This is a genomic window from Streptomyces sp. NPDC093064, assembly GCF_044754605.1.
Lineage (GTDB): Bacteria > Actinomycetota > Actinomycetes > Streptomycetales > Streptomycetaceae > Streptomyces.
In genome coordinates, this window is sequence record NZ_JBIVPK010000016.1 from 48,765 (window position 1) to 68,209 (window position 19,445).

Annotated in this window: 14 protein-coding genes and 1 riboswitch; of the genes, 4 read left to right on the top strand and 10 right to left on the bottom strand. The window is 72.3% G+C overall.

Annotated features, from left to right (window positions below; genetic code table 11):
• Positions 1-17 precede the first annotated feature (17 nt).
• The 5 genes from ACIQFZ_RS20835 to ACIQFZ_RS20855 all read right to left on the bottom strand — a co-directional run bounded on the left by ACIQFZ_RS20835 (position 18) and on the right by ACIQFZ_RS20855 (position 5,358).
• Positions 18-668, bottom strand: coding sequence for a thymidine kinase (locus ACIQFZ_RS20835; RefSeq protein WP_365422761.1), 651 nt, complete (start codon positions 666-668; stop codon positions 18-20).
• 68 nt (positions 669-736) lie between these two features.
• Entirely contained in the window at positions 737-1,948 is a 1,212-nt protein-coding gene (locus ACIQFZ_RS20840) for an alkaline phosphatase family protein (protein ID WP_402691856.1), read from the bottom strand.
• Positions 1,948-2,544, bottom strand: a complete 597-nt coding sequence (locus ACIQFZ_RS20845) for a DUF5998 family protein (protein WP_383059009.1) — start codon at positions 2,542-2,544, stop codon at positions 1,948-1,950. The genes ACIQFZ_RS20840 and ACIQFZ_RS20845 overlap by 1 nt, the downstream gene beginning before the upstream one ends.
• Positions 2,545-2,701: 157 nt before the next feature.
• Entirely contained in the window at positions 2,702-3,940 is a 1,239-nt protein-coding gene (locus tag ACIQFZ_RS20850; protein ID WP_383059007.1) for an amidohydrolase, read from the bottom strand.
• Positions 3,937-5,358 carry an MFS transporter gene (locus ACIQFZ_RS20855; protein ID WP_383059006.1) on the bottom strand — a complete coding sequence of 474 codons (1,422 nt, stop codon included), beginning with the start codon at positions 5,356-5,358 and terminating at the stop codon, positions 3,937-3,939. The genes ACIQFZ_RS20850 and ACIQFZ_RS20855 overlap by 4 nt, the downstream gene beginning before the upstream one ends.
• Positions 5,359-5,468: 110 nt before the next feature.
• On the opposite strand from ACIQFZ_RS20855, the gene ACIQFZ_RS20860 reads away from it, so the two are divergent.
• Complete coding sequence (locus tag ACIQFZ_RS20860; RefSeq protein ID WP_402691857.1) at positions 5,469-6,488, top strand: Lrp/AsnC family transcriptional regulator; 1,020 nt, start codon at positions 5,469-5,471, stop codon at positions 6,486-6,488.
• Positions 6,489-6,594: 106 nt separating this feature from the next.
• On the opposite strand, the gene ACIQFZ_RS20865 is transcribed toward ACIQFZ_RS20860, so the two are convergent.
• Positions 6,595-9,651 (bottom strand): GNAT family N-acetyltransferase, encoded by a 3,057-nt coding sequence (locus ACIQFZ_RS20865; RefSeq protein ID WP_402691858.1) that lies wholly within the window; start codon positions 9,649-9,651, stop codon positions 6,595-6,597.
• A 176-nt stretch (positions 9,652-9,827) separates the two neighbouring features.
• On the opposite strand from ACIQFZ_RS20865, the gene ACIQFZ_RS20870 reads away from it, so the two are divergent.
• A complete protein-coding gene (locus ACIQFZ_RS20870; protein ID WP_361415292.1) occupies positions 9,828-10,109 on the top strand; it encodes an HPr family phosphocarrier protein in 282 nt (93 codons plus the stop codon).
• A 171-nt stretch (positions 10,110-10,280) separates the two neighbouring features.
• Here the strand turns inward: ACIQFZ_RS20870 and ACIQFZ_RS20875 are convergent, their stop codons facing one another.
• The 3 genes from ACIQFZ_RS20875 to ACIQFZ_RS20885 form a co-directional block, all read right to left on the bottom strand.
• Positions 10,281-11,036 (bottom strand): M23 family metallopeptidase, encoded by a 756-nt coding sequence (locus tag ACIQFZ_RS20875; RefSeq protein WP_402691859.1) that lies wholly within the window; start codon positions 11,034-11,036, stop codon positions 10,281-10,283.
• Positions 11,037-11,048: 12 nt separating this feature from the next.
• Positions 11,049-11,209, bottom strand: a riboswitch (cyclic di-AMP (ydaO/yuaA leader).
• 234 nt (positions 11,210-11,443) lie between these two features.
• Positions 11,444-12,832, bottom strand: coding sequence for a pitrilysin family protein (locus ACIQFZ_RS20880; RefSeq protein ID WP_361415288.1), 1,389 nt, complete (start codon positions 12,830-12,832; stop codon positions 11,444-11,446).
• Positions 12,829-14,202, bottom strand: a complete 1,374-nt coding sequence (locus ACIQFZ_RS20885; protein ID WP_365422744.1) for a pitrilysin family protein — start codon at positions 14,200-14,202, stop codon at positions 12,829-12,831. The genes ACIQFZ_RS20880 and ACIQFZ_RS20885 overlap by 4 nt, the downstream gene beginning before the upstream one ends.
• A 373-nt stretch (positions 14,203-14,575) precedes the next feature.
• Here ACIQFZ_RS20885 and ACIQFZ_RS20890 point away from each other — a divergent pair, with 373 nt between their 5' ends.
• Positions 14,576-17,029, top strand: a complete 2,454-nt coding sequence (locus ACIQFZ_RS20890) for a DNA topoisomerase IV subunit A (RefSeq protein ID WP_365422742.1) — start codon at positions 14,576-14,578, stop codon at positions 17,027-17,029.
• On the opposite strand, the gene ACIQFZ_RS20895 is transcribed toward ACIQFZ_RS20890, so the two are convergent.
• Positions 17,026-18,186, bottom strand: a complete 1,161-nt coding sequence (locus tag ACIQFZ_RS20895) for a CobW family GTP-binding protein (protein ID WP_402691860.1) — start codon at positions 18,184-18,186, stop codon at positions 17,026-17,028. The two genes, ACIQFZ_RS20890 and ACIQFZ_RS20895, sit on opposite strands and share 4 nt — an antisense overlap.
• 189 nt (positions 18,187-18,375) lie before the next feature.
• On the opposite strand from ACIQFZ_RS20895, the gene ACIQFZ_RS20900 reads away from it, so the two are divergent.
• Positions 18,376-19,332, top strand: a complete 957-nt coding sequence (locus ACIQFZ_RS20900; protein WP_383058998.1) for a sucrase ferredoxin — start codon at positions 18,376-18,378, stop codon at positions 19,330-19,332.
• The last annotated feature ends 113 nt before the right edge of the window (positions 19,333-19,445 follow it).

Genomic DNA, 19,445 nt, shown 5'->3' on the forward strand with positions numbered 1-19,445 from the left:
CAGGTGTGGGTGCTCGGTCAGTCGGCGGTCACAGGCAGCACGTCAGGAGACAGCGCCGCCGCCCGCGCCGAGGCGGCCGTCATGCGGCGGCGGTGGTGCCGGCGGCACAGCACCTCGTAGCCGACCTCGTCCATGGAGTGGGTCACGTCGCCGACGAACACCTGGGCGCCCTCGACCACCATGACGCCGCCCACCGTGCGGGCGTTGTGGGTGGCGCGGGCGCCGCACCAGCACAGGGCCTCGACCTGGAGGACCTCGACGCGGTCGGCCAGTTCGACCAGGCGCTGGGAGCCGGGGAACAGCTTGGAGCGGAAGTCCGTCGTGATGCCGAAGGCGTAGACGTCCATCTCCAGGTCGTCGACCACGCGCGCGAGCTGGTCGATCTGCTCGGGCGCGAGGAACTGCGCCTCGTCCGCGATCACGTAGTCCGCGCGCCGGCCCTGCGAGAGGTGGTCGACGAGGTAGGCGTACAGGTCCACACCGTCCTCGACCTCCACCGCGTCCGTCACCAGGCCGAGGCGCGAGGACAGCTTGCCCTGCCCGGCCCGGTCGTCACGGGTGAAGATCATGCCCACCAGTCCGCGCGCGGAGCGGTTGTGCTCGATCTGGAGAGCCAGTGTCGACTTCCCGCAGTCCATGGTTCCGGAGAAGAACACCAGCTCGGGCATGAGCAGTTGGGCACCTTTCGGCGAGTGAGGAGGACGGTGGTGTACAGCGAGTAGGGCGGGAAGGAGCCTCAGGAGCGTACTTCCAGCAGGGGGACCAGCTGCTCGGCAGGGGTCATCGAACCGTGGTTGCCGACCATCAGCGACTCCTTCGGCTCCTGCTCGGAGGCGATGAGCAGGACGTCGTCGCGGGCGGCGGCGACCACGTCGCCGATCCGGGCGTACACCCGGTCGTAGACGCGCGGCCCGAACCAGCCCGCCGCAAGGGCCTCCTCCCGGGAGGCGACCCAGAACTGCTCGCCGAGCACCTCGCGCCAGCAGGTGAGCACGTCGTCCTCGGCGCCCGGCACCGCGTACACGTGCCGCGCGCGTCCCTCGCCGCCGAGCAGGGCGACGCCCGCGCGCAGCTCCCAGTCCTCGTCGAAGTCGATGCGGTGCTGCTCGTCGAACGGGACGTCGACCATGCCGTGGTCGGCGGTGACGTAGAGCACGCTGTGCGGCGGGAGCTGCTCGGCCAGGCGCTGGACGAGCCGGTCGACGTGCATCAGCTGTCCGCGCCAGGTGTCGGAGTCGACGCCGTAGCGGTGGCCGGCGCCGTCGAGTTCGGAGTAGTACGTGTAGACGAGCGTCCGATCGGCGGCGGCGAGCTGCTCGGCCGCGACGTCCATGCGCTCCTCGCCGGTCAGCCGCCCCACGAACGTGCCGCCGCTGAGCGCGACCTTGGTCAGCGGGGTGTTCTGGAAGGCCGGGGAGGACACCTGGGCGGCGTGCACGCCCGCCTGCTGGGCGAGCTGGAAGACCGTGGGGTGGGGCTGCCAGGCGCGCGGATCGCTGTACGGCTGCCAGCGCAGCTGGTTCATCAGCGCGCCGGTGGCCGGATTGCGCACGGTGTAGCCGGGCAGGCCGTGCGCGCCCGGGGGCAGACCGGTGCCGACGGAGGCGAGCGAGGTCGCCGTGGTCGCCGGGTACCCGGCGGTGATCGGGCGGCCGGTGCCGCCCCGCGAGCTGCCGAGCAGGGAGGTCAGGTAGGGCGCGTCCGCGGGGTGCGCCTTCAGCTGCTCCCAGCCGAGGCCGTCGATCAGGAAGACGCACGCGCGGTCGGCTGGGGCCAGCTCGCCGATCGCGGCCGTCATCCGCGGTACGCCCATGCCGGCGGCCAGTGTGGGCAGCAGGTCGGCGAGCGAGCCGGACCCGTACTCGGGGACGGGTGCGGACTCGACGGCCAGCGGCTCCGGGTGGTCCCAGGCGGTGGCGGCGTCGTCGGGGGAGAAGGGGCGGGTCATCAGCGGTTCGGGTCCGCGGTGGCCTCGGAGATGGACTGCGCGAAGGCGAGGGCCTGCCGCACCGTCTCCGGGCCGTCCCCGGCCTCGCTGACGCGCAGGCTGAGGTCGTCCGCCGTCGAGCTGCCCGTGTAGCCGTGGTCGGCCTCGCAGTTGGGGTCGCCGCAGGCGGCGGGCTCCAGGTCGATGCGGGAGACGGCGCCCCAGCCGATGGTCAGCACGACCTCTCGGGGCAGCGTGCCCGGGGTGTACTGCTCCGGGTTGGCGACCACTCGGCTGACCACGACCGACGAGATCCGGTCGAGCTTCACCGACTCCGTGGACGTGGTGGCGTACGGCGTCGGGGAGGTGCTGTCATCGGCCTGCTCGTCGGTGTGGCTGACGATGAAGCGGTTGCCGGTGAGGACGAGCACCGTCACGTGCCGCCGCACCTCGTTCTGGTCGAACGTGGTCTCCTGGTGGACCAGGTACGACCGGATGGGCTCACCGCCCACGGCGGCCTCCACCGCCTCGGCCACGAGAGCCGGGTAGTAACCGCTGCGTTCGATCGCCGAACGCAGCCCCTGGGTCGTCGTACTGGTCTTGGCCATGCCGTCCATCCTAATCCGTGGATGAGGGCGGTCCGGGCCAGTCGAGGGCAACCCGGTCCGCCCGAACACCAGGGGCCGTCACGCACGTGCCGCACCGGGCGAAGACATGCGAGCACCTGCCGGCCACGCGGCCGGCAGGCCTGCACGGAGAGTGATACGAACGCTTTCAACAGGGCGGTCGAGCGGCAGCAGAACCGCCGGGACGGAGGCGGCGGTCGGCGACACCGTCCAGGAGCCGACGTCGCTGCACGACGTCGGTGGCCAGTTCCACCCCCACGTGTGCGAGGGCCGTCGCTCCGTCGATGACGGCCCGGTCGGCACCTCGGCTCTTGCCGTACCCGGCGAACTCGGCCGTGTGCTGTTTCGCGCCCCCGGTGTCGTATCCGATGGTCGGGTGGATCGTCGGCACCACTTGGGAGATGTTGCCCATGTCGGTCGAGGCCATCAGTTCACCGTGCCGCGGCACCGGTGTGCGGCCCAGCTCCCCGAGCGCCCGCACGTAGGACTCCGTCATGAAGGCGTCCTGTCGCAGATCTGCGAAATCGCAGCCGTGCGGGACGAGTTCGAGTTCCGCACCTGTTGCGAGGGCGCCCGCCTCGAAGCAGGACCGGACCCGGCGCCGGGCGTACGCGAGCTGCTCCGACGTGGGAGCCCGCAGCTCGTAGCGGGCCCGGGCGAGTGCCGGGATCACGTTCACGGCCTGCCCGGCCTCGGAGACGACGCCGTGCACCAGGGTGCCGGGCGGGAGCTGCTGGCGCAGCAGGCCGATCGCCGTGTGCGCGACCGTCGTCGCGTCGAGCGCGTTGACTCCCTCCCAGGGGGCCAGAGCGGCGTGGGAGGGCCTTCCCCGGTAGGTGACGTCCCAGGCGCCGACGGCCAGCGACGAGGCACCGACGGTGTCCTCGGCCGCCGCGTGCACCATCATGGCCGCCGCCACGTCGTCGAACACTCCGGCCTCAAGGAGCAGCACCTTGCCGCCGATGTCCTCCTCCGCCGGCGTGCCGACGAGTTTCACCGTGATGCCGAGCTGATCCGCGACGGCGGCGAGGCCGAGCGCCGCGCCGACCGCGGAGGCCCCGTTCACGTTGTGACCGCAGGCGTGTCCGATGCCCGGCAGCGCGTCGTACTCCGCGCACAGGGCCACGACCAGGTCGCCGGTTCCGCAGGTGGCGACCAGCGCGGTGGGCAGGTCCGCGACGCCCTGGGTGACGGCGAAGCCGGCGTCGGCGAGGAGGTGGGCGATCTTGGCGGCCGACTTGTGCTCCTGCAGAGCCGTCTCCGGCTCGTCGTGCAGACTGTGACTCAGGGCGACGAGGCGTTCCCGGCGGCCGCGGACGGTTTCGGTCACCTCGGCCAGCGCGTGTTCCCGTGCCTCCTGGTTTGTGCGTCGCTGCACCAGAGTCATACCCGCTCTCCGTTCGACACGAGGGGGTGATGTGCTTGCCCGGTCCCAGTGACCGGCACACCGCGGAAGGTCAAGCCCAGCACCCCGCCCAGCAGGGCGACACCGGCACACACCCCCCAGGCCCACAGATAGCCGGTGAGCGCGATGTGGCCGTTGGCCAGCTGGTGGCCGGCGAAGAGCCCGCCGATCACGGCTGCTCCGATGGCCGCGCCCAGGGAGAGCGCCAGCTCGTTGAGGCCGACAGAGAGCGCGGTCTCGGTCTCGGCGACGACCTCCGCCGACAGGGTCCGCGTGATCGCCTCGAACATGCCGGTGGCCAGTCCGACGACAAGGGCGCCGACGAGGTACTGGGAAAGGGAGCCGTGGAAGAGGATCAGGGAGAGAAAGCCGGTCGCGCCGACGACACCCACCACGCAGAGCACCGCGCGGTCGCCGATTTGCCGCGCCAGTCGCGGGGTCGCGGTCGACCCCAGGCAGCCGGCGACGACCATGGCGAGGGAGACGAACGCGATGGCCTGTGATCCCAGGCCCATGCCGTAACCCGTCGCAGCCGGATCGGACCCCAGGAACACGGCGTTCGCGCCCAGGAATCCGATGGTGCCGAAGGCGAAGCAGAAGGTGTTGGCGCTGACCACCGCGAGGCGGGGATCGCGCAGGAGACGCACGTTGACCAGAGGATGCGTGGACCGTTGCTCGACCGCCACCCAGACGACCAGCAGAAGTACCGCCAGGACGGCCGTGACGAGGGAATTGAGGGACAGCCAGCCCCAGGTCTCGCCCTGGGCCAGAACGAGGACCAGTGCCACCAGGCCCAGGGTGAGCAGCGTGGCCGCTCCGAAGTTGAAGCCCCCGCCGCGCCGAACGTTGCTGTCCGGCAGGACCAGGGCGGCGGTCACCGCGAGTGCGCCGACGGGCACGGCCGTCCAGAGGCCGGCGACGGCGTGCTCCTCACTGAGCGCGCCCGCGATCAGGCCACCGACGCCGATCGATATGAGCAGCGCGCCGACCAGGACCGACATGCCGGCACGTCCGTGCTCCGGTGCGCGCGAGCGCAGGATTCCCGCCAGCAGCGGAAAGAAGCCGACGACGGCTCCTTGCAGGGTCATGCCGATGGCGAGGGTCGCTGTCGTCGGCCACGCCGCTATCAGCAGGGAACCGCCGGCCACCATCACGACACAGGCGCGCAGGAGCCTGCGGTGCCCGTAGATGTCGCCCAGTCGCGACAGCAGTGGCGTCATCACCGCGAACGCGAGTTGGGAGAGAAGGTAGAGGTTGTTCTGGCCGACACTGCCAATGCCGACGTGATGGCCGACTTTCGGCAGGAGCGGGGTCAGGTACCCCTGCACGACGCCACTGCACACCACGATCACCATCATGGTCGCGAGCAGCCCGCGGCCGGAGCCGATGCTTCTGTTCACCGATGTCTCACCTTCTTTTGGTGGCTTGAATCCGACGTGGGGGCTACTGTGCGGGCCCCGACCGTACCGGCCCGGAACTTCGTCGAAATCGTGCGAGGAAGGCATATCTGATGCAGGAAACGAGCATGCCGAGCGAGCTGGACCTCGCTCTCATGCACGCACTGCAGTTGCAGCCACGGGCGTCCTGGTCCGAATTGGCTCCCCTGCTGGGGGTGACCGCGAGCACGCTTGCGCGGCGCTGGGAGCGACTGTCCACGAAGGGGCTCGCCTGGGTGTACGCGGCTCCGGGCCGTGCGTTCTCCCGTACCCGTTGCACCGCGTTCGTACTGCTGCGCTGCCGCCCAGGTGCACGTCAACGGCTTGCCGAACAAGTGTCCGCTTTCGAGGAAGTCGTCACCGCCGAACTCACCGCACCCGGCAGCGCCGATCTCCTCCTCGATGTGCTGGCCCCGGACGCGGCCCGTCTGACTCACTTCCTCACCGAGCGCCTTGATGGACTTCCCGAGGTGAGCGCGGTGGAATGCCTCTTCGCCACCTCGCTGTACACGGAGGGCAGCCGATGGCGGCTGCACTCCCTCGACTCGGCACAACTGGGCGCGCTCGGCCCTCCCGGTGCCGGCGTCCGCGAGGCGGCTTCTTCCGCCGAACTGGACCGCCTCGACCATGCTCTTCTCGACGCCCTGGTCCGCGACGGACGTCTGGGGCTCGCCGCGCTCGCCGAGCGCACCGGCACCAGCGCGGCGACCGTACGCCGCAGGGTGCACCGCCTCACCGACTCCGGCGTGATCCTCTTCCGCTGCGACATGGCCCCGCACCTGACGGGACTGCCTGTATCCGTCACCTTTCGCGGCCAGGCCCCGGCCAGCGATCTCAACACGCTTCACCGAACGCTGGCCACGCTACCCGAATGCCGTCTGGTCGCCGCCGTCACCGGGACCACGAACGTGCTCGCCACGTTCTGGCTGCGCGACATCGGCGACATCGAGCGCCGCGAAACCGCGATGTGCGCCCGGCTGCCCTCCCTCACGATCGCCGACCGGATCGTCGGGCTGCGGACGGTCAAGCGGATGGGGCACCTGCTCGACGGGACCGGACGACGGACCGGAACGCGGCCCATACGGCCCTGGTAGGGGGCGCACCGGTTCCGCGGACGGTTGCGGGAAAGGCACACGGTTGGCCAGCAGTTCCCTGTGAAGCCGGAATCTGGCGGCCGATCCGCCGCGCGGGCGAGGGTGCTCAGTACACCGGGAGCGTGCGCGGGCCGAGGTCGTCGCGGGCCGGCGGGGGTGCCAGGCGCACGGTGGCGTCGAGGACGCTCAGCCCGCGCGGGGCGACGACGACCGGCTCCAGGGTGACGGCGACGACCTCCGGGTGGTCGTGGACCAGCCGTGACACACGCAGCAGCAGCTCCTGCAACGCGGGGGTGTCGACCGGGGCCGAGCCACGCCAGCCGAAGAGCAGGGGTGCCGTGCGGATGGAACGGATCAGGGAGGTGGCCTCGCGGTCGGTGACCGGGATCAGCCGGTGCGCCATGTCGCCGAGCAGCTGGGAGGCGACCCCGGCGAGCCCGAAGGAGAGCACCGCGCCGGCCGCCGGGTCGATGACCGCGCGCACGACGGTGTCGACCCCTCGGGGTGCCATTGCCTGCGCCACCGGCCGCAGCTCCTCGGGCTTGCCGAAGAGGTCGGTCAACTCGGTGTAGGCCCGGCGGAGTTGATCCTCATCGGTGAGGTCGAGGCGTACGCCGCCCAGGTCGGCGCGGTGCCGCAGGTGCGGGGCGGTGGCCTTCAGGGCGACGGGGTAGCCGAGGGCGCGGGCGGCCTCCGCGGCGGCGTCGGGAGTGGGCGCGGGCAGGGCCCGGCGCACGTGGATGCCGTACCGGCCGAGCAGCTCGCAGGTCTCCTCCGTACCGAGCGTGAGGCCCTGCCCGCGCTCGAGCAGTCCGCCGATGAAGGCGGCGGCGCCCTTCTCGTCGATGTCCTCGTACTCCGGCACCTTCCCCGGCTCCACGGCCTCCCGCCGCCACTGGCCGTACCGGACCGCCTCGGCAAGGGCCCGCACGGCACGCTCGGCAGCGGGATAGGCGGTGATCAGCCGCGGCCCGGTGGGGGCCGGCTCGGGCCCGGCACCGCCCGCCGTCATACCCGCGGGACCTGCGCCCCCGGCCGCGGCCCTGTCGGGCACGGCAGGGGACGGCCACCGGGAGCCGGGGCGGAGCTGCGAGCCCGTGGCGGAAGCCTCGCCCGGACCTCGCCGAGGTCCTGACGTGCATGCCTTTGGACCTGTGCCGGTCTCGGGGTTCGGGTCTGCCAGCGATGCCCGGCCCGCCTGGTGCCCCGGACCCGCCGGGGATGCCGAGGCAGGCCGGGGTGTCGTGGGAGGTGGCAGGAGGGGGGTCGCTCCCGGGTGGGGGCCCGGGCCGGGTGCCGGGGCCGTGCTGGTGGCGGCGGAGAGGGCTTCCGCCAGGCCGCCGAACTCGACGTGCACGACGAGGACCGGCTTGCCGGGGACCTCCTGCGCGGCCGAGCGCAGCGCCTCGGCCAGGGCCGAGTCCTCGGCGGCCCCCTCCCCCAGCGCCGGTATCAGGGTGACGACCACCGCGTCGGCGGTCTCGTCGGCGAGCGCCCGGGACAGCGCGACCCGGAAGTCCTCCGCCGACGCCGCCGTAGTCAGGTCCCGCGGCGGCTGGGGGCGCAGCCCCTCCGCGAGGCAGCGGTCGTAGGTCAGCACTCCCAGCGACTCGGAGTTGCCGAGGATCGCCACCCGCGGGCCCGGCGGCAGCGGCTGCCGGGCGAGCAGCAGGCCGGTGTCGACCAGTTCGGTGATGGTGTCGACCCGGATCACGCCGGCCTGCCGCAGCAGCGCGGACACCGTCGCGTGCGGCAGCCGCGTCGCCCGTACCGCGTGCCCCTGCGGGGCGGAGCCCGCGCCCTGCACCACGACCAGCGGCTTCACCGCCGCCGTACGCCGGGCCAGGCGGGTGAACTTGCGCGGGTTGCCGATGGACTCCAGGTACATCAGGGCGACGTCGGTGTCGGGGTCGTCGTACCAGAACTGCATGACGTCGTTGCCGGAGACGTCCGCCCTGTTGCCGGCCGACACGAAGGTCGACACGCCCGTGACCCCGGTGACCCCGCCGCCGCGCCGGTGCAGCCGGGACAGCAGCGCGATGCCGATGGCCCCGGACTGGGCGAACAGCCCGATACGGCCCGGCCGGGGCAGCTCGGGGGCGAGGGAGGCGTTCAGCCGGACGTCCGGCGAGGTGTTGATGATCCCGAAGGTGTTGGGCCCGATGATCCGCATGCCGTACGTGCGCGCCTGCCGCACGAGGGCGCGCTGCCGCTCGCGTCCCTCGGGACCGCTCTCCGCGTAGCCCGCGGAGATCACGACGAGCCCCTGCACCCCGTGCTCGCCGCACTCGGTGACGGCGTCCGGGACGCGCTCGGCCGGCACGGCGACGACGGCGAGGTCCACGGGCCCGTCGATGTCCCGCACCGAGCGGTGGGCGGGCACCCCGTCGATCTCCCGGCAGTCCTCGCCGAAGGCCCGGTTCACGGCGTGGAGCCGGCCCGTGAACCCGGCGTCGCGGATGTTGTCGAGGATGCTGCGGCCCACGCCGCCGCGCGTGCGGCCCACGCCGATGACGGCGACCGAGCCGGGCATCAGGAGCCGCCGTACCGACCGCCCCTCGGCCCGCTGCTCCCGTGCGCGCTGCACGGCCAGCGAGCGGTCGGTCGGCTCGATGTCGAACTCCAGGTGTACGACGCCGTCCTCGAAGCTGCGCTTCTGGACGTACCCGGCGTCCGTGAACACCTTGATCATCTTGGTGTTGGCCGGAAGCACCTCGGCGGTGAAGCGCCGGATGCCGCGCTCGCGGGCGACGGCCGCGATGTGCTCCAGAAGCGCGGAGGCGACCCCGCGTCCCTGGTGGGCGTCCTGCACCAGGAAGGCGACCTCGGCCTCGTCGCAGGGCGCCGAGGCGGGTAGGCCGTCCGCGCCGATGCGGTCGTAGCGTACGGTGGCGATGAACTCGCCGCCGACCGTGGCCGCGAGTCCCACCCGGTCCACGAAGTCGTGGTGCGTGAAGCGGTGGACGTCCTTCGCGGACAGGCGCGGGTAGGGCGCGAAGAAGCGGTAATACTTGGACTCGTCCGACACCTGTTCGTAGAAGCTGACCAGACGGCCGGCGTCATCGGCGGTGATGGGGCGGATCCGTGCGGTGCCGCCGTCGCGCAGCACCACGTCGGCCTCCCAGTGGGCGGGGTACTCGTGCCGGTCCGGCGAGGTCTGCATGGGGCCCAGCGTACGGCTCGCGTCCGACAGCGGCGCGAGGCAGTCTGTGGAGGACACACGTCGGACCGAGGCCGCGGTCCGACGCCGCCCGGGGCGGCGCACACCCCCGCTCCGGGCTCGCTCCACGTGTGGAAAACTGGTCTAGACAACCCTGATCACCCGAAGGGCAGCAACACATGGCTGAGCGCCGCGTCAACGTCGGCTGGGCCGAGGGCCTCCACGCCCGCCCCGCCTCCATCTTCGTCCGGGCCGCCACGGCCTCAGGCATCCCCGTGACGATCGCCAAGGCCGACGGGACGCCCGTCAACGCGGCCTCCATGCTGGCCGTGCTCGGCCTCGGCGCCGAGGGCGGCGAGGAGGTCGTCCTGGCCTCCGACGCCGATGGCGCGGACGCCGCGCTGGACCGGCTGGCCAAGCTGGTCGCCGAGGGGCTCGGGGAGCTTCCCGAGACCGTCTGACCGGCAGGACCGCTCCTGCGCCGAAGCCGTGCCGCCCGGACGGGGTGGCACGGCTTCGGCGTGCCCGGCGGGCCCCCGGAACACCGGAAGGGAACACAGGAAGCCCCGGCTCGGGAGCCGGGGCTTCGGGGGTGTCGCGTGACGCGCCGGGCGGTGTGCCGGCGCGGGAGGTCAGATGTTGAGGCCGTGCCGGCGGAGGTAGCCCACGGGGTCGATGTCGGAGCCGTAGTCCGGGGACGTACGGGCCTCGAAGTGCAGGTGCGGTCCGGTGACGTTGCCGGTCGCGCCGGACAGGCCGATCTGCTGGCCCGGGACGACCTGCTGGCCCACCGAGACCCCGATGGACGACAGGTGCCCGTACTGGGTGTACATGCCGTCGGCCATCCTGATCACGACCTGGTTGCCGTACGCCCCGCCCCAGCCGGTCTCGACGACGGTGCCGATGCCGACCGCGCGGACGGTGGTGCCGCTCGCGGCGTGGAAGTCGATGCCGGTGTGGGTGCCGGAGGACCACAGGGAGCCGCCGGTGCGGTAGCCGGTCGATACGTAGGAGTCGAGGATCGGCGTCACGAAGGCGTTGAGACGCTTGCGCTCGGCCTCGCGGGCGGCGCGCGCCTTGACCTCGCGCTCCTTCGCGGCCCGCTCCGCGGCCTTCTTGCGCGCGGCCTCCTCGGCCTGCTTGCGCGCGGCGGCCCTGTGCTGGGCGAGGGCCTGGGCGTCGATCTTCTCGGCGACGCTGTCGCCGATGGTGACGACCGGGGTGAGGCCGGTGTCCTCGGGGGCGGGGTCCTCCGCGGCGAGGGCCGGGGCGGCGAGGGTGCCGATGACGCCGGTGGTGGCCAGGGCCGCGACGCCCGCCGCGCGGGCGGTGGTGCGGTGCATCCGGCTCGGCCGGCGGTGTTTCCCGGCGGCGCGGGTGAACGCCATGGAGACGTGGGTCCTTTCCTTCCCTCTCGCCTACCGGGTTAGCTGACGGGTTCGGAGCAGGAAGGTCTCCTACGGCCCCCTCGCGGCGTGCGCGGGTGTCCGATTCACCCCAGGGACGGCGGGTCCCCGGCTCCCCTGGCTCGCGCCGTACGGGGACTCGGCGATGGCTGTCCGGTGCCGCGGACGCGGCGCACTGCCCGACGAACAGCCGGACCGACGCTAAACGGGGCCGCTTTCAATTCCCAAACGGATCAGATGTTTTGTAGCGCATACCACAGGGCAGACAGGCAACCTCCCCCTCAATTCGGACATCGTGGGGCCCTGGTGACGCTTCGGGCACCAAGGCCCCACGCGCGCGTGTGCCGTTCGCCGCGCGTGCGGCGGCGAACGGCGGCGAGGGGGTACCTCTACTCGGCCGCGACGACGATGACCCGGCCGGCGCCCAGGGCCTCGACGGGCTCCTTGATCTGCGCCGCGTCACCGACGAGGACCGTCACCAGCCGGTCCACCGGGAAGGCGTTGACGACGGCCGCGGTCGCCTCCACCGTGCCGGTCGCGGCGAGCTGCTGATAGAGCGTCGCCTGGTAGTCGTCGGGCAGGTGCTGCTCGACCTGGTCGGCGAGCGTGCCGGCCACGGCGGCGGCCGTCTCGTACTTCAGCGGCGCCACGCCGACGAGGTTCTGCACGGCGACGTCCCGCTCGGCGTCGGTGAGGCCCTCGGCGGCGAGCTTGCGCAGCACCGTGAACAGGTCGTCCAGGGCCGGGCCGGTGTTCGGGGTGTCGACCGAGCCGCTGATGGCGAGCATCGCGGCGCCCGACCCGTCGGGGGCCGAGCGCAGCACCTGGCCGAACGCCCGCACCCCGTAGGTGTAGCCCTTCTCCTCGCGCAGGACGCGGTCCAGGCGGGAGGTGAGGGTGCCGCCGAGGCAGTAGGTGCCGAGCACCTGGGCGGGCCACACGCGGTCGTGCCGGTCCGGGCCGATCCGGCCGATGAGCAGCTGCGTCTGCACGGCGCCGGGCCGGTCCACGATGACCACGCGGCCGGTGTCGTCGGCGGTCACCGGCGGCACGGGCCGCGGCTTGGCGGGCGAGCCGGTCCAGGCGCCCAGGGTCCGGCCCAGCAGCTCGTCGAGGTCGACGCCGGTGAGGTCGCCGACGACCACGGCGGTGGCCGTGGCCGGACGCACGTGCCGGTCGTAGAAGGAGCGGACGGCCGCCGAGTCGATCGCGCCGACCGTGTCCTCGGTGCCCTGGCGCGGACGCGACATGCGCGAGCCGGCCGGGAAGAGCTCCTTGGACAGTTCCTTGGCGGCGCGGCGGGCCGGGTTGGCCAGCTCGTGCGGGATCTCGTCGAGCCGGTTGCGCACCAGGCGCTCGACCTCGGATTCGGCGAACGCGGGCGCCCTGAGGGCGTCGGACAGCAGGCCGAGCCCCTTGGCCAGGCGGGAGGCCGGGACCTCCAGGCTCAGCCGTACGCCGGGGTGGTCGGCGTGCGAGTCGAGGGTGGCGCCCGCGCGCTCCAGCTCGGCGGCGAACTCCTCGGCGGAGTGCTTGTCGGTGCCCTCGGAGAAGGCCCGCGCCATGATCGTGGCGACGCCGTCCAGGTCGGCCGGCTCCGCGTCCAGGGGCGCGTCCAGCAGCACCTCGACGGCGACGACCTGCTGGCCGGGGCGGTGACAGCGCAGCACCGTCAGGCCGTTGTCCAGCGTCCCGCGCTCGGGCGCGGGGAACGCCCACGGCTTGGCCGCGCCGGCCCGGGGCTGGGGGTGGAACTCCATCGTGGCGAGCTCGGTCACTTCGCCGCCTCCTCGGTCTCGTCGGTGGCCGCGGCGTCCGCGCCCTGGGCGTCGTCCTGCGCGTCGGCGGCGGTCGGCTCGTAGACGAGCACCGCGCGGTTGTCGGGGCGCAGGCGGGACTTGGCGGCCTCCTGGACCTCCTCGGGCGTCACCTCCAGGACCCGCTTGACGGCGGTCAGGGCGAGCTGCGGGTCGCCGAACAGGACGGCGTAGCGGCACAGTTCGTCGGCGCGGCCGGCGACCGTGCCGAGGCGGTCCAGCCACTCGCGCTCCAGTTGGGCCTGGGCGCGCTCCATCTCCTCGGCCGTGGGGCCCTGTTCGGCGAACCGGGCGAGCTCCTCGTCGATGGCCGACTCGATGACGGGGACCTCGACGTCGCCGGAGGTCTTCACGTCCAGCCAGCCCAAGGAGGGCGCGCCGGCCAGCCGCAGCAGTCCGAAGCCGGCCGCGACGGCCGTACGGTCGCGGCGCACCAGGCGGTTGTAGAGCCGGGAGGACTCGCCGCCGCCGAGGATGGTGAGCGCCAGGTCGGCCGCGTCGCACGCGCGCGTGCCGTCGTGCGGGAGCCGGTAGGCGGCCATCAGGGCACGGGCCGGGACCTCCTCCTCGACGACCTCGCGCAGCTGCTCGCCGATGACCTCGGGCAGGGAGCCGTCGCGGGGCTCGGGCTTGCCGTCGTGGGACGTGATGGAGCCGAAGTACTTCTCGATCCAGGCGAGCGTCTGCTGCGGGTCGATGTCACCGACGACCGACAGGACGGCGTTGTTGGGCGCGTAGTACGTGCGGAAGAACGCGCGCGCGTCCTCCAGGGTGGCCGCGTCCAGGTCCGCCATCGACCCGATCGGCGTGTGGTGGTACGGGTGGCCCTCCGGGTAGGCGAGGGCGGTCAGCCGCTCGAAGGCGGTGCCGTAGGGGACGTTGTCGTAGCGCTGGCGGCGCTCGTTCTTGACGACGTCGCGCTGGTTCTCCATGGACTCGTCGTCCAGCGCCGCGAGCAGGGAGCCCATGCGGTCGGCCTCCAGCCAGAGGGCGAGCTCCAGCTGGTGGGCGGGCATGGTCTCGAAGTAGTTGGTGCGCTCGAAGCTGGTGGTGCCATTGAGGGAGCCGCCCGCGCCCTGCACCAGCTCGAAGTGGCCGTTGCCCTTGACCTGGGCGGAGCCCTGGAACATCAGGTGCTCGAAAAGGTGAGCCAGGCCGGTACGTCCCTTGACCTCGTGGCGCGAGCCGACGTCGTACCAGAGGCACACCGCCGCGACCGGGGTCAGGTGGTCCTCGGAGAGCACCACGCGCAGGCCGTTGGCCAGGCGGTGCTCGGTCGCTGTCAGGCCGCCGGAGTCTGCCTCGGCTGCGGCCGTGTGACCCATGGGCATGTACGTCCCTTCGATCGCGGTGGCGGTCTGCGAACCGCCCTTTTCCTGCCGGTCCTGCCACTGTATGCAAGCGTGCGGACCCCTGGCGAAGTTCCCACGACCCGTACGCCGAGAGCGAGACGGAAAGCCGGGCGCCACGGCGGCAGGGCGGGACGGGACGCGAAGGGGCTTCGCACGCGTCACAGAGGCACCACCGCCCTCAAGGGCCACGGGACGGACAAGGCCGCGGCAGCCGACGGCGGGAGGCGCCCCGGAGGCGGGACTGGATCACGGAACGGCCCTGTGGGGACGGGGCGTGGTCCGCGTTGTCGGTCGCGCGGTCCACAATGGTCCGCGTCAGATCCCGTCACGCTTCAGCAAGGAGCCGGCAGCGATGGCCCGCCGCAGCACGAAGACCCCGCCGCCCGACGACGCGTACGAGGAGAGGATCCTCGACATCGACGTCGTCGACGAGATGCAGGGCTCCTTCCTCGAGTACGCGTACTCGGTCATCTACTCCCGCGCCCTGCCGGACGCCCGGGACGGACTCAAGCCGGTGCACCGCCGCATCGTCTACCAGATGAACGAGATGGGGATCCGCCCCGACCGCGGCTACGTGAAGTGCGCGCGCGTCGTCGGCGAGGTCATGGGCAAGCTGCACCCGCACGGCGACGCGTCGATCTACGACGCCCTGGTGCGCCTGACCCAGCCCTTCTCGATGCGTGTCCCGCTCGTCGACGGCCACGGCAACTTCGGCTCCCTGGGCAACGACGACCCGCCGGCCGCCATGCGGTACACCGAGTGCCGGATGGCCGAGGCCACGGGTCTGATGACGGAGTCCATCGACGAGGACACCGTCGACTTCGCCCCCAACTACGACGGCCAGGAGCAGGAGCCGGTGGCCCTGCCGGCCGCCTTCCCGAACCTGCTGGTGAACGGCTCCTCGGGCATCGCCGTCGGCATGGCCACGAACATGCCCCCGCACAACCTCAACGAGGTCATCGCGGCCGCCCGCCACCTGATCCGCCACCCCAACGCCGACCTGGACGCCCTGATGCGGCACGTCCCGGGCCCGGACCTGCCCACCGGCGGCCGGATCGTCGGCCTGTCCGGGATCAGGGACGCCTACGAGACCGGCCGCGGCACCTTCAAGATCCGCGCGACGGTCTCGGTGGAGACCGTCACGGCGCGCCGCAAGGGGCTGGTCGTCACCGAGCTGCCCTTCTCCGTGGGCCCGGAGAAGGTGATCGCCAAGATCAAGGACCTGGTCGGTTCGAAGAAGGTCCAGGGGATCGCCGACGTCAAGGACCTCACCGACCGCGAGCACGGACTGCGCCTGGTCATCGAGATCAAGAACGGCTTCGTGCCGGAGGCCGTCCTGGAGCAGCTCTACAAGCTGACGCCGATGGAGGAGTCCTTCGGCATCAACAACGTCGCCCTGGTCGACGGCCAGCCGCTCACGCTCGGCCTGAAGGAGCTGCTGGAGGTCTACCTCGACCACCGCTTCGAGGTCGTACGGCGCCGCAGCGAGTACCGCCGGCGCAAGCGGCGCGACCGGCTGCACCTGGTGGAGGGCCTGCTCACCGCGCTGGTGGACATCGACGAGGTCATCCGTCTGATCCGCTCCAGCGAGAACTCCGCGCAGGCCAAGGAGCGCCTGATGCGGCGCTTCTCGCTGAGCGAGGTCCAGACCCAGTACATCCTGGACACCCCGCTGCGCCGTCTGACCAAGTACGACCGCATCGAGCTGGAGGCGGAGAAGGACAAGCTCGTCGCGGAGATCGAGGAACTGACCCGGATCCTGGAGTCCGACGCGGAGCTGCGCAAGCTGGTCTCGGCCGAACTGGCCGCGGTCGCCAAGAAGTTCGGCACCCCGCGGCGCACGATGCTGCTGGAGGCGAGCGGCTCCCCGGCCGCCGTGGTGCCGTTGCAGGTGGCGGACGACCCGTGCCGCGTCCTGCTGTCCTCGACCGGCCTGATGGCCCGCACGGCGAACGGCGACCCGTTCGCGCGCGGGGACGGCAAGCGGCAGAAGCACGACGTGATCGTCTCGGCGGTCCCGGCGACCGCCCGGGGCGAGGTGGGCGTGGTGACGTCGGGAGGCCGCCTGCTCCGCGTGAACGTCGTCGACCTGCCGCAGTTGCCGGAGACGACGTCGGCGCCGAACCTCGCCGGCGGCGCGCCGCTGGCGGAGTTCGTCACCCTGGAGGACGACGAGACCGTGGTCTGCCTGACCACGCTGGACGAGTCGTCGCCGGGCCTGGCGCTCGGCACCGAACAGGGTGTCGTCAAGCGGGTCGTCCCCGACTACCCCTCCAACAAGGAGGAGTTGGAGGTCATCACGCTCAAGGAGGGTGACCGGATCGTGGGCGCGGTCGAGCTGCGCACCGGTGAGGAGGACCTGGTCTTCATCACGGACGACGCCCAGCTCCTGCGCTACCAGGCCTCCCAGGTCCGCCCGCAGGGCCGCGCGGCCGGCGGCATGGCCGGCGTCAAGCTCACCGAGGGCGCCAAGGTCATCTCGTTCACGGCCGTCGATCCGGCCGCGGACGCGATCGTCTTCACCGTGGCCGGCTCGCGCGGCACGCTGGACGACTCCGTGCAGACGACGGGCAAGGTCACGCCGTTCGACCAGTACCCGCGCAAGGGCCGCGCCACCGGCGGCGTGCGCTGCCAGCGGTTCCTGAAGGGCGAGGACTGCCTGGCCTTCGCCTGGGCGGGTCCCACCCCGGTCCTGGCCGCCCAGAAGAACGGCAGCCCGGCCGAACTCCCGGAGGTCGACCCGCGCCGCGACGGCTCGGGCGTGTCGCTGCCGAAGACGGTGGCGGTGGTCGCCGGGCCCGTCTAGGCCGACAGTTCCGTGGGGTCCGGTCCCGGGTCCGCCAGGCTCAGGTCCGCAGGATCCGGGCCCGGGAGGCCCGGGTTCTCGGGGTCGTGCCCCTCGGGGTCCCGTACGTAGCGCAGGACGCCCCACATGCCGTGCTCGTCGGCGTGCGGGGCGTCCTGCTTGCACGCCTCCAGTTCCTTGGCGAGGGCGTCCGCGTCGATGCCGGAACCGATGAGTACGAGCTGGGTGAGGCGGGGCTCGCCGTCCGGCCAGGGCTCGGGGTAGAAGCGCAGGAAGCGCCCGACGGCGTGCACGGCGTAGCGGTTGCGCGCATCGTACGGGCCGAAGCCGACGTATCCCTTGATCCGGTAGAGCCCGTCGGGGCGGCTGTCCAGGAACCGCATCAGCCGGCGGGGGTCGAGCGGCACGTCGGAGACGAAGGAGAGGCTGTCGTAGCCGGCGTGCAGATGCCCGGCGTGGTGGTCGTGGGCGTCCTCCGCGTCGGGCATGTGCAGGTCGTCGAAGGAGAGCTGCCCGACCCGCTCCTCGCTCGGCCGGCAGTCGAAGAGGAACTCGGGGTCCACCCTGCCGTACGAGGCCGGGACGACGGCGGCCCCGTCGACCAGGGACCGTACGAGTCCGAGCACCTTCTCGCCGTCGGCGGCCCGGTCGGTCTTGTTGACCACGACGAGGTCGGCGAGCGCCAGATGCCGGTCGATCTCGGGATGCCTCACGCGGGTGTCGCCGAACTCGGCGGCGTCGACGACCTCGACGAGCCCGCCGTAGACGACCCTGGGGTTCTCGCTCGCCAGCACCATGCGGACGAGTTCCTGGGGCTCGGCGAGTCCGCTGGCCTCGATGACGACGACGTCGATACCGGCGGCCGGGCTCGTCAACCGGTCGAGGTACACGTCGAGTTCACTGGCGTCGACCGCGCAGCACAGGCACCCGTTGCCGAGGGAGACGGTGGAGTCCCCGAGGGCTCCCGCGACCGCCATGGCGTCGATCTCGACGGCCCCGAAGTCGTTGACGATCGCGCCGATGCGGCTGCCGCCGCCGCGGTGCAGCAGATGGTTGAGGAGCGTGGTCTTCCCCGAGCCGAGGAATCCGGCAAGCACCACGACCGGGATCTGCGCCGCGCTGCGAATCGGACTCGGGTTCCGGCTCGGCTGACTCACCGTGCGACCTCTCTCATGCCGACGCGTGCACCGGCTCAGGACCCGGCGCACGTACGAGGATGGAATGCCGACCAAGGATACGAGCCGTGCGCATCACGGCTGCCGGAACCGCCGTTGCGGCGACTTCCGGAGGAGATCACTCCGGCGGCTTGAAGTGGATTCGGCGCGAGTCAGGTTAGGCTCACCTGTGTGAGTACGTGCTCGACCGCCTCCCGGCAGCTCGACGAGCCGATGGCCGCCACCGCGGCCACGGCGACGACATGGCTGCTCCTTGAACAGCCCGGTCCCTGGGGTGCCAAGGCACTCACTTCGAGCCACCTGGACCCCGCGCTCGGACGTGCGCTGGAGCGCGCGGCGCGGGGCACCGGCGTCCGGATCGCGCTCATCCGCCGTCCGGGGCGGCACGCCGACAGCCGCACCCAGTCCGTACGGCATGTGTACGCGGCACACACTGTCCCGGGAAACGTATGGCTGCGCAGCGCCATGACCGCCGACCCGGAGCACCTGCTGGATCTCGACTTCGCCGCCCTGGGCAGGGGTGACCACCACACCTTCGACGCCGCGCTCCAGGGCGGGCCCCACACCGGCGATCCACTCGCGCTGGTGTGCACCAACGGCAAGCGGGACCAGTGCTGCGCCCTGCTCGGCCGCCCCCTCGCGGCCGAACTCGCCGCCTCCGGGGTTCAGGGCGTCTGGGAGGTCACGCACCTGGGCGGCCACCGCTTCTCGCCGACGCTGCTCGTGCTGCCGTTCGGATACGCCTACGGCCGGGCCGAGGCCCACGCCGTCAAGGAGGTCCTGCACGGTGTGGGCGAGGGCCGGGTGGTCCTCGACGGCTGCCGGGGCCGCACGGCCTGGGAACGGCCGGGACAGGCCGCGGAACTGGCGGTGAGGGAGACGGCGGGCGAGTACCGGGCGGACGCGCTGAGCGTCGTGCGCACCGACGACGTGCCCACCGACGGCCCGGCGCCGTGCTGGGAGGTCACCGTCGCCCATGCCGACGAACGCCGCTGGCACGTGACCGTGAACCAGGGGGCCGCTCTGCCGCCCCACCCGGAGAGCTGCGGTGCGTCGCTGCTGGGCGGGCCGACGCGCATGGAGGTGGTCGCCGTCCGCGAACTGGCGACCGATCGACTCGCCGGCTGACGGCTGACGGCTGACGGCTGACGGCTGACGGCTGACGGCTGACGGCTGACGGCTGACCGTCCGGGGGCCGACGGCTCACCGTCCGGGGGCCGACGGCTCACCGTCCGGGGGCC

Coding starts and splice junctions, on each gene's coding strand:
- ACIQFZ_RS20845 (WP_383059009.1), bottom strand. CDS start 2,544: ATGGACGGCATGGCCAAGACCAGTACGACGACCCAGGGGCTGCGTTCG.
- ACIQFZ_RS20865 (WP_402691858.1), bottom strand. CDS start 9,651: ATGCAGACCTCGCCGGACCGGCACGAGTACCCCGCCCACTGGGAGGCC.
- ACIQFZ_RS20890 (WP_365422742.1), top strand. CDS start 14,576: ATGGCCCGCCGCAGCACGAAGACCCCGCCGCCCGACGACGCGTACGAG.
- ACIQFZ_RS20850 (WP_383059007.1), bottom strand. CDS start 3,940: ATGACTCTGGTGCAGCGACGCACAAACCAGGAGGCACGGGAACACGCG.
- ACIQFZ_RS20870 (WP_361415292.1), top strand. CDS start 9,828: ATGGCTGAGCGCCGCGTCAACGTCGGCTGGGCCGAGGGCCTCCACGCC.
- ACIQFZ_RS20885 (WP_365422744.1), bottom strand. CDS start 14,202: ATGCCCATGGGTCACACGGCCGCAGCCGAGGCAGACTCCGGCGGCCTG.
- ACIQFZ_RS20860 (WP_402691857.1), top strand. CDS start 5,469: ATGCAGGAAACGAGCATGCCGAGCGAGCTGGACCTCGCTCTCATGCAC.
- ACIQFZ_RS20875 (WP_402691859.1), bottom strand. CDS start 11,036: ATGGCGTTCACCCGCGCCGCCGGGAAACACCGCCGGCCGAGCCGGATG.
- ACIQFZ_RS20840 (WP_402691856.1), bottom strand. CDS start 1,948: ATGACCCGCCCCTTCTCCCCCGACGACGCCGCCACCGCCTGGGACCAC.
- ACIQFZ_RS20835 (WP_365422761.1), bottom strand. CDS start 668: ATGCCCGAGCTGGTGTTCTTCTCCGGAACCATGGACTGCGGGAAGTCG.